The sequence below is a fragment of the Sphingomonas corticis genome (genome assembly GCF_012035195.1).
GTDB classification, from domain to species: domain Bacteria; phylum Pseudomonadota; class Alphaproteobacteria; order Sphingomonadales; family Sphingomonadaceae; genus Sphingomonas; species Sphingomonas corticis.
Window position 1 is genome coordinate 277,223 of the sequence record NZ_JAAVJH010000003.1, and the last position, 13,391, is coordinate 290,613.

The 13,391-nt window shown below is 70.2% G+C and carries 14 protein-coding genes; 8 read left to right on the plus strand and 6 right to left on the minus strand.

Annotated elements, in window-relative coordinates; all coding sequences use genetic code 11:
* Positions 1-24: 24 nt before the first annotated feature.
* Genes glmU through glmS form a run of 4 tightly spaced genes read left to right on the plus strand, consistent with a single transcriptional unit; the run spans position 25 to position 4,020 of the window.
* Positions 25-1,383: a bifunctional UDP-N-acetylglucosamine diphosphorylase/glucosamine-1-phosphate N-acetyltransferase GlmU gene (glmU, locus tag HBH26_RS06370; protein WP_168133755.1), complete on the plus strand. Its 1,359-nt coding sequence runs from the start codon at positions 25-27 to the stop codon at positions 1,381-1,383.
* Between the two features lie 30 nt (positions 1,384-1,413).
* Positions 1,414-1,785, plus strand: coding sequence for a ribbon-helix-helix protein, CopG family (locus HBH26_RS06375; RefSeq protein ID WP_168133756.1), 372 nt, complete (start codon positions 1,414-1,416; stop codon positions 1,783-1,785).
* Complete coding sequence (locus HBH26_RS06380; RefSeq protein ID WP_168133757.1) at positions 1,782-2,162, plus strand: PIN domain-containing protein; 381 nt, start codon at positions 1,782-1,784, stop codon at positions 2,160-2,162. The genes HBH26_RS06375 and HBH26_RS06380 overlap by 4 nt, the downstream gene beginning before the upstream one ends.
* A 16-nt stretch (positions 2,163-2,178) precedes the next feature.
* Entirely contained in the window at positions 2,179-4,020 is a 1,842-nt protein-coding gene (glmS, locus tag HBH26_RS06385) for a glutamine--fructose-6-phosphate transaminase (isomerizing) (protein WP_168133758.1), read from the plus strand.
* Here the strand turns inward: glmS and HBH26_RS06390 are convergent.
* Positions 4,007-4,999, minus strand: coding sequence for an SDR family oxidoreductase (locus HBH26_RS06390; RefSeq protein ID WP_168133759.1), 993 nt, complete (start codon positions 4,997-4,999; stop codon positions 4,007-4,009). The two genes, glmS and HBH26_RS06390, sit on opposite strands and share 14 nt — an antisense overlap.
* 86 nt (positions 5,000-5,085) lie before the next feature.
* Between HBH26_RS06390 and HBH26_RS06395 the strand changes: the two genes are divergently transcribed.
* Positions 5,086-5,721, plus strand: a complete 636-nt coding sequence (locus tag HBH26_RS06395) for a DUF2459 domain-containing protein (protein ID WP_338057276.1) — start codon at positions 5,086-5,088, stop codon at positions 5,719-5,721.
* Here HBH26_RS06395 and HBH26_RS06400 read toward each other — a convergent pair.
* The 3 genes from HBH26_RS06400 to HBH26_RS06410 all read right to left on the minus strand — a co-directional run bounded on the left by HBH26_RS06400 (position 5,718) and on the right by HBH26_RS06410 (position 7,104).
* Positions 5,718-6,146, minus strand: coding sequence for a hypothetical protein (locus HBH26_RS06400; RefSeq protein WP_168133761.1), 429 nt, complete (start codon positions 6,144-6,146; stop codon positions 5,718-5,720). The genes HBH26_RS06395 and HBH26_RS06400 overlap by 4 nt on opposite strands.
* Positions 6,143-6,562: a hypothetical protein gene (locus tag HBH26_RS06405; protein WP_168133762.1), complete on the minus strand. Its 420-nt coding sequence runs from the start codon at positions 6,560-6,562 to the stop codon at positions 6,143-6,145. The genes HBH26_RS06400 and HBH26_RS06405 overlap by 4 nt, the downstream gene beginning before the upstream one ends.
* 74 nt (positions 6,563-6,636) lie before the next feature.
* Entirely contained in the window at positions 6,637-7,104 is a 468-nt protein-coding gene (locus tag HBH26_RS06410) for a DUF3597 domain-containing protein (RefSeq protein ID WP_168133941.1), read from the minus strand.
* 1,341 nt (positions 7,105-8,445) lie between these two features.
* Between HBH26_RS06410 and HBH26_RS06415 the strand changes: the two genes are divergently transcribed.
* Positions 8,446-8,718 carry a BrnT family toxin gene (locus HBH26_RS06415; protein WP_168133763.1) on the plus strand — a complete coding sequence of 91 codons (273 nt, stop codon included), beginning with the start codon at positions 8,446-8,448 and terminating at the stop codon, positions 8,716-8,718.
* A complete protein-coding gene (locus tag HBH26_RS06420) occupies positions 8,678-8,956 on the plus strand; it encodes a BrnA antitoxin family protein (RefSeq protein ID WP_168133764.1) in 279 nt (92 codons plus the stop codon). Before HBH26_RS06415 ends, HBH26_RS06420 begins: the two co-directional genes overlap by 41 nt.
* A gap of 292 nt (positions 8,957-9,248) precedes the next feature.
* Here the strand turns inward: HBH26_RS06420 and HBH26_RS06425 are convergent, their stop codons facing one another.
* Positions 9,249-9,803, minus strand: a complete 555-nt coding sequence (locus tag HBH26_RS06425; protein ID WP_168133765.1) for a hypothetical protein — start codon at positions 9,801-9,803, stop codon at positions 9,249-9,251.
* 119 nt (positions 9,804-9,922) lie between these two features.
* A complete protein-coding gene (gene uvrA / locus HBH26_RS06430; RefSeq protein WP_168133766.1) occupies positions 9,923-12,826 on the minus strand; it encodes an excinuclease ABC subunit UvrA in 2,904 nt (967 codons plus the stop codon).
* 131 nt (positions 12,827-12,957) lie between these two features.
* Between uvrA and HBH26_RS06435 the strand changes: the two genes are divergently transcribed.
* A complete protein-coding gene (locus tag HBH26_RS06435) occupies positions 12,958-13,299 on the plus strand; it encodes a hypothetical protein (protein WP_338057277.1) in 342 nt (113 codons plus the stop codon).
* The last annotated feature ends 92 nt before the right edge of the window (positions 13,300-13,391 follow it).

Consider the following 13,391-nt stretch of genomic DNA (forward strand, 5'->3'; position numbering starts at 1 on the left):
CGCCGAACTTGGCAAGCGGCGCGGATGACCGATCCGATCGCCGCCGTCATCCTCGCCGCGGGCAAGGGCACCCGCATGAAGTCCGTGCGCCACAAGGTGCTGCACCCGATCGCGGGCAGGCCGATGCTGCTGCACCTGATCGACAGCCTGGACCGCGCGGGCGCGACGCGGCGCGTGGTGGTGGTCGGTGCCTCGGGCGAGCAGGTGGAGGCCGCGGTCGCGGGCACCGGAGTGGAGATCGCGTGGCAGCACGAGCAGCTGGGCACCGCCCACGCCGCCTTGCAGGCGAAGGCCACGCTGGCCGGGTTCGACGGCATCGCGATCGTCTGCTTCGGCGACACGCCGCTGCTGTCGACCGATACCGTCGCGCGACTGGCCGAGCGGCTGGTGGCGGCGGATGCGCCGATGGTCGCGGTGCTCGGCTTCCGTCCGCGCGACGCGCGCGCTTATGGCCGCATCATCGCCGATGCCGACGGCACGATCCGCAAGATGGTGGAGTTCAAGGACGCGAGCGCCGAGGAGCGCGCGGTCGACCTGTGCAATTCGGGCGTCACCGCGGTGCGCACGCGCGACCTGTGGCGGCTGCTGGAGGCGGTCGGCAACGACAATGCGGCGGGCGAATATTACCTGCCCGACGTGGTGACGCTGGCCATCGCCGAGGGCGCGCGCGCGGTCGCGATCGAGACGGGCGAGGACGAGGTCGCCGGCATCAACAGCCGCGGCGAACTTGCGGCGGTGGAGGCCGGATGGCAGCGCGCGCGGCGGGAGCGGGCGATGGCGGACGGCGCGACGCTGACCGCGCCGGAGACGGTGTGGTTCGCGCACGACACGCAGCTCGGTCGCGACGTGACGGTGGGGCCCAACGTCGTGTTCGGTCCCGGCGTCAGCGTGGCGGACGGTGCGACGATCCACGCCTTCAGCCATGTCGAGGGCGCGACGGTGGGCGCCGGCGCGGAGGTCGGCCCGTATGCCCGGCTGCGCCCCGGCGCCGTGCTGGGCGAGGCAAGCAAGGTGGGCAATTTCGTCGAGATGAAGAAGGCGGTGCTGGGCGCGGGGGCGAAGGCGAACCACCTCACCTACCTGGGCGACGCGGACGTGGGCGCGGGCGCGAACATCGGCGCGGGCACGATCACCTGCAACTACGACGGCTTTCTGAAGTATCGCACGACGATCGGCGCGGGCGCCTTCGTCGGATCGAACAGCGCGCTGGTCGCGCCGGTGGCGATCGGCGACGGGGCGATCGTGGCGGCGGGATCGGTGGTGACGCAGGACGTTCCCGCCGACGCCCTGGCGCTGGTGCGCCCGGCGCAGGTGGCGAAGGCGGGCTGGGCCAGGCGCTTTCGCGAGATGATGGCGGCGAAGAAGGCGGTAGGCCGAGCTTGACCTGATATCACCTTATGATATCAACGCGGCATGACCCGCATCCTCGCCGATCTGCCGGAAGACGATGTGAGGTGGCTCGACAGCCGCGCCGCGCAACTCGGCAAGTCGCGCGCGTCGGTGCTGCGCGAGGCGGTGTCGACCTACAAGGCGCAGGCCGAGGGAACGGACGACGACTGGCTGAAGGCCGGATTCGGGCTGTGGGCGCGCGAGGGCCTGGCCATCGATCCGCACGAGTACGATCGTCAGCGTCGCGCCGAATGGACGCGGCCGTGGGACGACGACTACGAAGACGTGCGTGCCGAGTCGCCGGATTGTTTCGACGAGCAGGACGATCGGGAGCGCGCGCATTATCTGCGCCTCACGGGCAAGGCGGACACCCCGTCCGGTCCGGACGAGCGGTGAGCGGCTACGGGCTGGACGCCAACATCCTGATCGACGCCCTGCTCGGGCACCCGCCGGCCCACGCGGAAATCCGCCGGATCGCCGACAGCGGTTCGGGTATGTGGATCAGCCGCGTGGCGTGGATCGAGGCGCTGTCGAAGGGGGGCGAAGGCACCGTGCGCGAGGCGCGTCGCTTCCTGGGCCGGTTCCGCATGGACGAGATCGACGCGGAGATCGCGGATCGCGCCGCCGCGCTGCGGCGCGAGCGGCCGCGGCTGAAATCGCCGGACGCGATCATCCTGGCCACCGCGCAATTGCGCGGGCGCGTCCTCGTCACCCGCAACGTCAAGGATTTCCCGGCGGCGATGCCGGGCATCCGCGTCCCCTACATCCTCTGAACGGAAGCATCGCGCCATGTGTGGAATCGTCGGCATCCTGGGCCGTGAAGACGTCGCCGACCGGCTGCTCGAAGGGCTGAAGCGGCTGGAGTACCGCGGCTACGATTCCGCCGGCATCGCGACGCTGCACGACGGCGCGATCGATCGCCGCCGCGCATCGGGCAAGCTGAGGAACCTGGCCGCCGTCCTCGACGCCGAGCCGCTGCCGGGCACCATCGGCATCGCGCACACGCGCTGGGCCACGCACGGCGGCCCGACGACGAACAACGCGCACCCGCACGCCACCGACGAGGTCGCCGTCGTCCACAACGGCATCATCGAGAACTTCAAGCCGCTGCGCGAAGCCCTTGAAGCGAGGGGTCGCGTGTTCACCAGCGAGACCGACACGGAGGTGGTCGCGCATCTGGTGAGCGAGCGGGTGGAGGCCGGGGACGACCCCGTCGCCGCGATGCGCGCGGTGCTGCCGCAGCTGCACGGCGCCTTCGCGCTCGCCATCCTGTTTCGACGGCACGAGGGATTGCTGATCGGCGCCAGGCTCGGCTCGCCGCTGGTGGTCGGCTACGGTCCGGAGAGCACGGGGGACGAGCTGTACCTGGGCTCCGACGCGCTGGCGCTGGCCCCGCTGACGCAGCGCATCTCCTATCTCGACGAGGGCGACTGGGTGGTGCTGACCCGCGACGGCGGGGTGCAGGTGTACGATCGCGAGAACGATCCGGTGAAGCGCGACGTGGTCGCCTCGGGCGTGTCCGACGTGTCGATCAGCAAAGGCAACCATCGCCACTTCATGCTGAAGGAGATCTACGAGCAGCCGATCGTCGTCGCGCAGACGCTGCGGTCCTACCTCCAGCGGCTGGAGGAGCGGGTGACGCTGCCCGTGCCCGACGACTTCGACCTCGCCGCGATCCGCCGCGTCACCATCGTCGCGTGCGGCACCAGCTTCTACGCCGGCATGGTCGCGAAATATTGGTTCGAACAGTTCGCGCGCGTCCCCGTCGACCTCGATGTCGCGAGCGAGTTCCGCTACCGCGCGCCGGTGATGGAGGAGGCGGGGCTGATGATCGTCATCAGCCAGTCGGGCGAGACCGCCGACACGCTCGCCGCGCTGCGCCACGCCAAGGCGGAGGGGCAGAAGATCGCCGCGGTCGTCAACGTCCCGACCAGCACGATGGCGCGCGAGGCGGACCTGCTGCTGCCCACCCACGCCGGACCGGAGATCGGCGTGGCCAGTACCAAGGCGTTCACCTGCCAGCTGGCCGTCCTCGCCGCCCTGGCCGCCAATTTCGCGCGCGCCAGGGGGCGGCTCTCGCCCGACGAGGAGCGCGAGATCGTGACTCACCTGGCCGAGGCGCCCGCCGCGCTGAACGCCGCGCTGTCCTACGACGAGGCGATCGCCGCGATGGCGCCCGCGGTGGCGGGGGCGCGCGACGTGCTCTACCTCGGCCGCGGGACCGACTATCCGCTGGCGCTGGAAGGCGCGCTGAAGCTGAAGGAAATCAGCTACATTCACGCCGAGGGCTATGCCGCCGGCGAGATGAAGCACGGGCCCATCGCACTGATCGACGAGGCGGTGCCGGTGATCGTCATCGCGCCGTCCGGCCCGCTGTTCGAGAAGACCGTCAGCAACATGCAGGAGGTGCAGGCGCGCGGGGGCAAGGTGGTGCTCATCAGCGACGCGCAGGGCATCGCCGCGGCGGGCAAGGGCTGCCTCGCCACGATCGAGATGCCCGAGGCGCACCCGCTGATCGCGCCGCTGGTCTACGCGGTGCCGGTGCAGCTGCTGGCGTACCATGTTGCGGTGGCGAAAGGCACGGACGTGGACCAGCCGCGCAACCTCGCCAAGTCGGTCACCGTCGAGTAGCCGCGCGCCGCGCCAGCCACCACCCGCCCGCCAGCGCGGCGACCCCGGCCGCGAGTGCGGGGGCGTGGCGATGCAGGCTGACCCGGCGGCCGTGCTGCACCGCGGATCGCTCGCGTCCGTCGGTGCCCGCGGTGTCGAGATTGTCGCCCGGCGTGGGTGCGCGGGCCGGATCGCGCATGGTCTTCGCGAACAGGCCGCCGGCGAGGTCGAGCAGCCACGGAAAGTGCATCACCGTCAGCGCCTGCAACCGGCCGAGGCCACCGACGGCGATCTCGCGGCGCGGATGCTCTGCGGCATGGAGGATGGCGTCGGCGACCAGCTGCGGATCGTAGACCGGGGGCGGGATCAGCGCCTCGCCCTGCTGATGGTTGGCGGCGTGCTGCGCCACCGGCGTCGCGATCCCGGACGGCTTCACCAGCGTGACCGACACGGGCGCCTTCGCCGCGGCCAGCTCGACGCGGAGCGAGCCGATGTAGCCGGCGACGGCGTGCTTGGACGCGGCATAGGCGCCCATCACCGGGGTCGGGATGTCGGCGACGATGGAGGCGACGGTGACGAGCGCGCCGCCACGCTCGCGCAGGCGCGGCACCGCGGCGAGGGCGCCGTGAACCGTGCCGAAATAATTGGTGCGGAACAGGCGCTCGTGCTCGTCCATCGGCGTGTCGAGCAGAGCGGCGTAGATCGCGACGCCGGCGTTGCTGACCCAGGTGTCGATGCGGCCGAAGCGGGCGACGGCATGCGCGGCGGCGGCCTCCACCTCGGCCAGCACGCCGACGTCGGCGACGACATGGTCCGCCTCTCCGCCCGCGCCGACGATGTCGCGCACCGCCTGCGCCAGCGCGGCCGCGTTGCGGGCGACCAGCACCACCTTCGCACCGCGGGCGGCGGCGGTGCGGGCGGTGGCGAGGCCGATGCCGGAACTGGCACCGGTGATGACGATCACCTGCTCGGCCACCGGCTTCAGGCGGAATGATGTCATGCGATTTCCTGGGCTTGAGGCGGGCGACCAACCGGGGGCGAGCGGCCCGGTTCCCATCAGGGCGGCTTTTCGCCTATGTCCCGCGGGTGAAGCGCCTCGCCATCCTGCTGCTCATGCTGCCGCTCTTCGGCTATGCCGCCGCCGCCGCGGTGGCGAGCCGGATGGCGGCGAATCCGGGATGGCGGGCGGCGGAGCGGGGCGTGACCGTGTTCGTCGAGGACAATGGCATCCATACGTCGATTGTGCTGCCCAAGCGGGCGGCGGGGGTGAACCTTGCCGCGGCCTTCCCCACCGACGACATCGCCGACCCGCGGTACGGCGGCTGGGGCCACGTCGCCGTCAGCTGGGGCGAGCGCGGCTTCTTCGTCGGCACGCCGACATGGTGGGACGTGCGCCCGGCGACCGTGCTGCGCGCGGCGGCGGGGAGCGATGCCACCGTCCTCCACGTCGAGCACGTCGCGCCGCCGGTGGCGGACCGGGGCATTCGCCCGCTGGTGCTGCGGCCGGGGGAATACCGCCGCCTCGCCGCCTTCGTCCTCGCCTCCCGCCGGAACGGAGCGGCGGTGCGGGGCTATGGCGGGTACGACGCCTTCTATCCTGCCCGCGGACGCTACGACGCCGTGCACACCTGCAACGACTGGACCGGGCGGGCGCTCGCCTTCGCCGGCGTCCGCACGGGACGGTGGACGCCGACGTCGGGCGCGGTGATGGCGTGGCGCTAGCCGCCCAGGCCGGTCTGGTTCGCCATCTCGCCGCGTTGCGCCGCCAGCGTGGGCGGGGCCCCGGTGGCGGGGCGCAGCGCCTCGCGCTCGCTGTCGGGCACCGGGGCGGTGGGATCGGGCCGGAAGGCGTCGGGCGCGCGCTCCGTCCCCGGCGTCGGCGCGTCGGCGGCGAGATCGGGCACCGGGTGCTCGGCGTTGCCCGGCTCGCGGCCGAGCGGGCGGTCGAGCCAGCCGAGCTTCAGCGCGCCGAACACCGCCGCGGCGACGGTACCGACCGCGGTGGCGGCGGCGATGGCGACGGTGCGGCCGGCGGTCTTGCCGTGTCCGCTCGAGCCGGAGGCCGGGCGGGTCGCCGGGCGCTTCTTCGAAGAGGTGGTCATGCCGTCCTCAACCGCCGGGGCGGGCGCGTCGTTCCCGCCGCTCATGCCGGCACGGCCCCGTTCACTGCTCCGTCCACGGCCGCGTCGGTGCGGAGCGGGAGGGTCTTGCCGGTCTGCCGGTCCAGCCCGCGGGCCACCCAGCTGTCGAGCGCCAGCGCGCCGACGACGAAGGCGAGCGCGCCCCACGTCGCGCGGTTGCGCGGGCTGTTCGCCACCGCGGCGCCGGCGGCGGCGATATCCATCACGTCGCCCGCGGCACGGTTCCATACGTTGGTGGCGTGCGCGGGGGCCATCAGCAGATTGGCGCCGGCGAGCAACTCGCGCGCGCCGAAGGCACGGACCAGCCCCTCGTGCCCGTCGGCGTCCAGCACGCGGGTGAGGCGGCGCGGGGCGAGCAGCTCGACCGCGCCGAGCGCGATCGAGAAGATGCCGAGGCCTAAACTCAACTTCTTGTAATCCATGTCATTCTCCGCTGACGGACGGGTCGGGTGGCGGGCAACGGGAGCGCGCGGGAGAGGTTCCCCGCGCGCGCCGCTCAATCCTTCAGCCCCGCCGGAACGGTGCCGCCGCTCTTCTCCAGCTCGCGCATCACCGCCTTGTGCAGCCAGATGTTCATCTCCGCCGAGCCGTCCTTGGCGCCGGTGTAGCCGAGCTCGGTCGCCAGTTCCTTGCGGTTGGCCAGGCTGGAATCGAGATCGAGCAGCTTCATCAGGTCGACGATGGAGGTGCGCCAGTTGAAGTCGGGATTGCCCTTTCGCTGGGCGATGCCGGTGAGGACCTGCTCGACGTCCACGGCCGCGGCGGGGGCCGGGGCGGGAGCGGGGGCGGGGGACGGGGCGGCGGGAGCGTGCGGCGCCGGGGTGGGCGCCGGAGCGGCGCGGGGGGCGGCCTGGGTCGGCTGCGGCGTGGGAGCGGGGGCGGCGTCCTTCTTGCCGGAGAACTGGCCGCCGAGCGGGCCGTGATCGCCGAAGATCGCCTTCTTGATGCTGCCGAAGATGCTCATGTCGTTGTGTTCTCCACGATTTTCGCTGTCGTCGCGGGCGGGAGAACGCGTCGGCGCGGGAGGGTATCCGGCGCGCGCGGCGAAGAAGGCGTCGCGCGCCGCGGCGGCGCGGGCGAGGTCGGGCACGGGCGCGGGGCCCATCGCCGCGGCTTCCCGCGCCGTCAGCGCACGCTCGTAATCGGCGTCGCCGGGCTCGCCGAACTCGTGATCGTCGAAGCCGGCGGGCGGGGGAAAGCGCGTGCGCCAATCGCGCTCGTCCTCGTCCCACCACACCGGCGGATCGAGCGCGTCCCCGGCCGAATGTTGAGCGTGTTGAGGCGCCGGCGCGGATCCGACGGGGCCGGGCGGGGGCGCGAAGGCGACGATGCCGGCGGCCTCGGCACGGAGCCATTGCTCCGCGGTCCAGCGCGCGCGGGCGGCGGGATCGAGATCGGCCACCGCCGCGTCGGCGGCGCCGGTGCGGCAGAAGCGGTCGGCGGCGGCGAGCGCGTAGACCGGCGCGAGCGCGGCGGCGGCGTCGGGCGGCTCGGCCGAGGGATCGGCCAGCGTGCCGCAGCGCCGGGCGAGGAAGCGGCCGGCGCGCGCCGGCCCTTCCTCCGCATCGACGAGGCCGAGAAAGGCGTCGAACTCCTGCGCGACCAGCCGCGCCGCCTTCACGTCGGCGTCGGCGTCGGCCTCCACCTGGCGATCGAGCCGGGCGAGGAGGCTCATCGCCAGGCGATTGTCGTGGCGGTGGCGGGTGACGACGGCATCGCCGCGCACGACGGTGTCGACCTGGCCCTGGAGCGCGCGGACGAGCAGCGTCTCCGCAATGGCGTCGCGCGCGACCAGCGTGGCGGCGCGCCAGCCGAGCGCGAAGGCCGCGCCCTTGGCCGTGCGGCGATAGGCATAGGCGGAGGCCGGGGAAAGCCCGACGCGGGCGCAGGCGCCCTCCACGCCATGCCCCTCGGCAATCGCCTCGAGAAAGGCGCGCTGCGCGGCGGTGGACCAGCCGTCCTGCCGGCGGGAGGGGAGGAGGGGGGAGTCGCCCTCGCCGCGGAAGGCGGGCGGCGTGGTGGCGCGGCGGGCGGGGGCGGTGATGCCCTCCATGGGTGTCATGACGGTCATGCGCGGGCGGCCTTGCTGGGGGGCGGGAGGCCGGGAGGGTGCGGGGTGTTGGCGGGTGTAGGACAGCGCGCCGCGCGAGGCGGTAGCGGAGCTACCGGCGAGGCTTCGAGCGGCGCGCCCGGCCAGCGGCGCTATAGCGCCGTCTGACGGCGCGGCTTTGCCGCGGCGGGGCCGGGGGCTTTGCCGCGGAGGGGCCATTGACCTTCACCTTTTTGTAGTTACATATATGATCCGGTGGACATCAGCTTCGATCCCGCCAAGCGCGCCAAGACGCTCGCCGAGCGTGGGCTGGATTTCGCCGATGCGGGGCGGGTGTTCGCCGGACTGACGATGACGCGGTCGGACGATCGCTTCGATTATCCCGAACCGCGATTTCAGACGTTCGGCCTGCTGGACGAACGATTGGTGATGGTGGTGTGGGCGGAGGTGGAGGAGCGCCGTCGCATCATCTCGATGAGGAAGTGCAATGAGCGAGAACGTGATTGGTTCGCCCAGCAACTGGGTTGATCCCGACGATGCGCCCGAGTGGACAGAGGCGATGTTCGCCGAGGCGGAGGTGCGCGTCGGCGATGAGGTGATCCGCCCCGGCAAGTGGCGGAGCGCCGGCCGCCCGCCGCTGGGTGCGGCGACCAAGCGCCAGGTGACGCTGCGGCTCGATCCCGACGTGATCGCGAAGTTTCGCGAGGGCGGGCCGGGGTGGCAGGGACGGATGAACGAGGCGCTGCGGAAGGCGGTGGGGTTGTAGATTGGCTTGGTGTCCAAGCCAACTTATTCCAAAGGCTCACTCAAGCTTGGGGCGGGACGCGTCCTGCCTAGAGTAGACGGCTCAATGAAAATCTGCGATAAGCACGCACGGCGACGGTCGAGTTTGGACCCCGATCCGTCGCCGCTCTTACCCCTTGTGGAAGGGGGCAGTGTGTCTCGTTCAACTCCCTACGGAGTTGTGTCAGATAACAAACGGATCATGTGCCACATGATCTGTGTCCAACTCTCCGGGGGGCTGAGCCCGCCCTCGGTCGGGCGCCGTGGGGGCTTGTTTAGCCAAACATGCTTTCGCGTGTTTGGCTGTCGTTTGAGGAAGCGCCAACTTCCTCGACGTCTGGGGAGGCTTCGGCCTCCCCATTCTCGTTGAGACGGGATTTGAGCGCTACTTTCATGCCGTTACGCTCAATCGTACCGTCTTGCTTCATCTCTGATAGCCCTGGGGACACAGAACTCATTGGTATTTCGCTTCCACGACGGTGCGACGCGGCTTCCTGAATTTCGTTTGCGCTCAGCCAGACGCTCTCAGATTGTGAGAGCACCTCCCACATGAAAGCTTTGTTGGTTGATGCGCGGTACGGATTGCCAGTCTGCTCGCTGGGATCGAACTCACTAACCTCCGAGGTGTTAAGAAGGTCGAAGTCGCTTGGCGCAGACACTCCCCCCATGCGGCTAAGCACGCGCCCCGCCGCGAGGAGATCGCCAATCTCTCCTTGGAGAGTATCAATCCGCTGCTGCGCATCAATGATGGCGCGTTTTGCCGCTTCCACCGCGGCTTGCGCCGCACGGATCCGATCTTCAACGACTCGAACGGTAAGGACAGTCTCCATCTCCAAGCCTGTACGCCATAGGCTTGGGGATTGCAAGCTTGGGACTGTGGGTGGAACAAAAGCACAACAAGATTTCAAGGGCCGGGTAGATCTGAGTTAAATCAGTGACTTTGGTCTGGTTACTCCGCCGCCACCGCCTCCCGCTTCCCCAGCAACGGCGCCAGATACCGGCCGGTGAAGCTCCCGCTCACCCCCGCCACCGTTTCCGGCACGCCCTCGGCGACGATCTCGCCGCCCTTCACGCCGCCTTCCGGGCCAAGGTCGATGACCCAGTCGGCGGTCTTGATGACGTCGAGATTGTGCTCGATCACCACCACCGAATTGCCTTGCTCCACCAGCGCGTGGAGCACTTCGAGCAGCTTGCGCACGTCCTCGAAGTGGAGGCCGGTGGTCGGTTCATCGAGGATGTAGAGCGTCGAGCCGGTGGCGCGGCGGCTGAGTTCCTTGGCGAGCTTCACGCGCTGCGCCTCGCCGCCCGACAGCGTGGTCGCCTGCTGGCCGACCTTGATGTAGCCGAGGCCCACCTCGACCAGCATCGCCATCTTGTCGCGGATCGGCGGCACGGCCTTGAAGAACTCGGCGGCGTCCTCGACCGTCATATCGAGCACGTCGGCGATCGAGTGCCCCTTGAACTTCACCTCCAGCGTCTCGCGATTGTAGCGCTGGCCGTGGCAGACGTCGCAGGTGACGTAGACGTCGGGCAGGAAGTGCATCTCGATCTTCAAGACGCCGTCGCCCTGGCACGCCTCGCACCGCCCGCCCTTCACGTTGAAGCTGAAGCGGCCCGGCTTGTAGCCGCGCGCCAGGGATTCCGGCAGGCCGGCGAACCAGTCGCGGATCTGGGTGAAGGCGCCGGTGTAGGTCGCCGGGTTCGACCGCGGGGTGCGGCCGATCGGGGACTGGTCGATATCGATGACCTTGTCGAGATGGTTGAGGCCCGTCACCTTGTCGTGCTTGCCGGCCAGGATGCGCGCGCCGTTCAGCTCCCGCGCGGCGGCGGCGTAGAGCGTGTCCAGCGTGAACGACGACTTGCCCGAACCCGAGACGCCGGTGATGCAGGTGAAGGTGCCGAGCGGGATCGACGCCGTCACGCCCTTCAGATTGTTGGCGGTGGCGTTGTGCACCGTCAGCTTCTTGCCCGATCCCTTGCGGCGCTTCGCCGGCACGGGCACTTCGCGCTTGCCGGTCAGGTAATCGGCGGTGACGCTGGTCTTGGACTTGAGGAGCTGCTTGAGCGTGCCCTGGGCGACGATCTCGCCGCCGTGGACGCCCGCGCCGGGCCCCATGTCGATGACGTAATCGGCGGTGCGGATCGCGTCCTCGTCATGCTCGACGACCAGCACGGTGTTGCCGAGATCGCGCAGGCGGCGCAGCGTGGCGAGCAGCATGTCGTTGTCGCGCTGGTGCAGGCCGATCGAGGGTTCGTCCAGCACGTAGAGGACGCCCGACAGCCCGCTGCCGATCTGCGAGGCGAGGCGGATGCGCTGGCTCTCGCCGCCCGACAGGGTGCCCGACGTGCGGTCGAGGTTGAGATAGTCGAGGCCGACGTTGTTGAGGAAGCCGAGCCGCTCGACGATCTCCTTCAGGATGCGCTCGGCGATGGCGCGCTGCTGGTCGCCCAGGTGGTTGGGCAGATCGGTGAAGAAGGCGAGCGCGTCGACGACGGACAGGCGCGTGGCGTGGCTGATGTCCTGCATCGCCACCTTCACCGCCAGCGCCTCCGGCTTCAGGCGCGCGCCGTGGCAGGTCTCGCAGGGTTGCGAGGACTGGTACTTGCCCAGCTCCTCCTTCATCCACGCGCTTTCCGTCTGCAGCATGCGGCGGTTGAGGTTGCCGATCACGCCCTCGAACGGCTTCTTGACGTCGTAGCTCTTGCGGCCGTCGACGAAGGTGAGCGTGACGGGCTTTCCCTTCGTGCCGTGGAGGATGGTGCGGCGCACCTCCTCGGGCAGGTCGGCCCACGGCGTGTCGAGCGCGAAGTCGAACGCCTTCGCCAGGCTGCCCAGCACCTGCATGTAATAGGGCGAGGGCGGGTTGGACTTCGCCCAGGGAACGACCGCGCCCTTCTTGATCGAGAGGGCGTGATTGGGGACGACGAGGTCCTCGTCGAAGATCAGCTTCTCGCCGAGCCCGTCGCAGGCCGGACAGGCGCCCTGCGGCGCGTTGAAGGAGAAGAGGCGCGGCTCGATCTCGCTGATCGTGAAGCCGCTGACCGGGCACGCGAACTTCTCGGAGAAGACGATCCGACCCGGGGGGGCGTGATCGCCCAGCACGACGCTCTCCGGCGTGCGCGGCTCCACCGGATCGGCGGGGTCGACGTAGGCGAGGCCGTCGGCGAGCTTCAGCGCCTGCTCGAAGCTGTCGGCCAGGCGGCCCGCGATGTCGTCGCGCACGACCAGGCGGTCGACGACCACTTCGATGTCGTGCTTGTACTTCTTGTCAAGCGCGGGCGCCTCGTCGATCTCGTGGATCGTGCCGTCGATGCGGACGCGGGTGAAGCCCGCCTTCTGCCACTCGGCCAGCTCCTTGCGATACTCGCCCTTGCGGCCGCGCACGACGGGGGCGAGGAGGTAGAGCCGCGTTCCTTCCGGCAGCGCCATGACGCGGTCGACCATTTGCGACACCTGCTGCGCCGCGATCGGCTCGCCGGTGGCGGGGGAATAGGGGATGCCGACGCGCGCCCACAGGAGGCGCATGTAATCGTAGATCTCCGTCACCGTCGCCACGGTGGAGCGCGGATTGCGGCTGGTCGTCTTCTGCTCGATCGAGATGGCGGGGCTGAGCCCCTCGATATGGTCGACGTCGGGCTTCTGCATCAGCTCCAGGAACTGGCGCGCATAGGCGGAGAGCGATTCGACGTAGCGGCGCTGCCCCTCGGCATAGATGGTGTCGAAGGCGAGGGAGGACTTGCCCGAGCCCGACAGGCCGGTGATGACCGTCAGCGTGTCGCGCGGGATGTCGACGCTGACGTCCTTCAGATTGTGCTCGCGCGCGCCGCGGACGCTGATGTGCGATAGGGACATAGCGTTGATCTGTTCCAGATTTGTTCGGGTCGGGCAAGCGCCGCTTGCGCCCGCCATGTGGGGCGGTGGCGCGGGACGGGCAAGGTGCGCTTGTCCCACGGCGATGCTGTCTTATCTATGTGGCACACAAGGTGGCGAGGCGGACCATGGGCGAGAAGAAGAAGAAGCGCATTCCCAAGACGGTGGCGGGGGTGAAGGTGCCCAAGGAACTGCGCAAGGCGGGCGAGAAACTGCTGGACCAGGCGCAGCGGCCGGAGACGCAGGCGAAGATCGCGGGCGTGCTGACGATGGCGGCGGGCGCGGTGGCCGCCGCGGCGGCGAAGAAGCGGGCGGAGCAGGCGGCGCCGCGGCCGCAGGAGCCGCGGGCGGAAGCGCACGCCGGGCGAACGGGCACCGACCCGCAGGCGGTGGCCGACGCGATCGGGCAAGCGGCGGAACAGGTGCTGTCGAAGCTGTTCGGGCGGCGGGTCTGAGCCGACCATGCGCGCGGGAGACGCCACGCGTGGCATTGTGGCTTTCAAGTGTGACGCATCTATAATACACCCGTTGTGACGGTTGACGTGAA

Excerpts from the sequence above, each read along its gene's own strand:
- HBH26_RS06375 (WP_168133756.1), top strand. The coding sequence starts at position 1,414 with ATGACCCGCATCCTCGCCGATCTGCCGGAAGACGATGTGAGGTGGCTC.
- HBH26_RS06420 (WP_168133764.1), top strand. The coding sequence starts at position 8,678 with ATGAGCGAGAACGTGATTGGTTCGCCCAGCAACTGGGTTGATCCCGAC.
- HBH26_RS06390 (WP_168133759.1), bottom strand. The coding sequence starts at position 4,999 with ATGACATCATTCCGCCTGAAGCCGGTGGCCGAGCAGGTGATCGTCATC.
- HBH26_RS06410 (WP_168133941.1), bottom strand. The coding sequence starts at position 7,104 with ATGAGCATCTTCGGCAGCATCAAGAAGGCGATCTTCGGCGATCACGGC.
- HBH26_RS06425 (WP_168133765.1), bottom strand. The coding sequence starts at position 9,803 with ATGGAGACTGTCCTTACCGTTCGAGTCGTTGAAGATCGGATCCGTGCG.
- HBH26_RS06400 (WP_168133761.1), bottom strand. The coding sequence starts at position 6,146 with ATGAGCGGCGGGAACGACGCGCCCGCCCCGGCGGTTGAGGACGGCATG.
- glmS (WP_168133758.1), top strand. The coding sequence starts at position 2,179 with ATGTGTGGAATCGTCGGCATCCTGGGCCGTGAAGACGTCGCCGACCGG.
- glmU (WP_168133755.1), top strand. The coding sequence starts at position 25 with ATGACCGATCCGATCGCCGCCGTCATCCTCGCCGCGGGCAAGGGCACC.
- HBH26_RS06405 (WP_168133762.1), bottom strand. The coding sequence starts at position 6,562 with ATGGATTACAAGAAGTTGAGTTTAGGCCTCGGCATCTTCTCGATCGCG.
- uvrA (WP_168133766.1), bottom strand. The coding sequence starts at position 12,826 with ATGTCCCTATCGCACATCAGCGTCCGCGGCGCGCGCGAGCACAATCTG.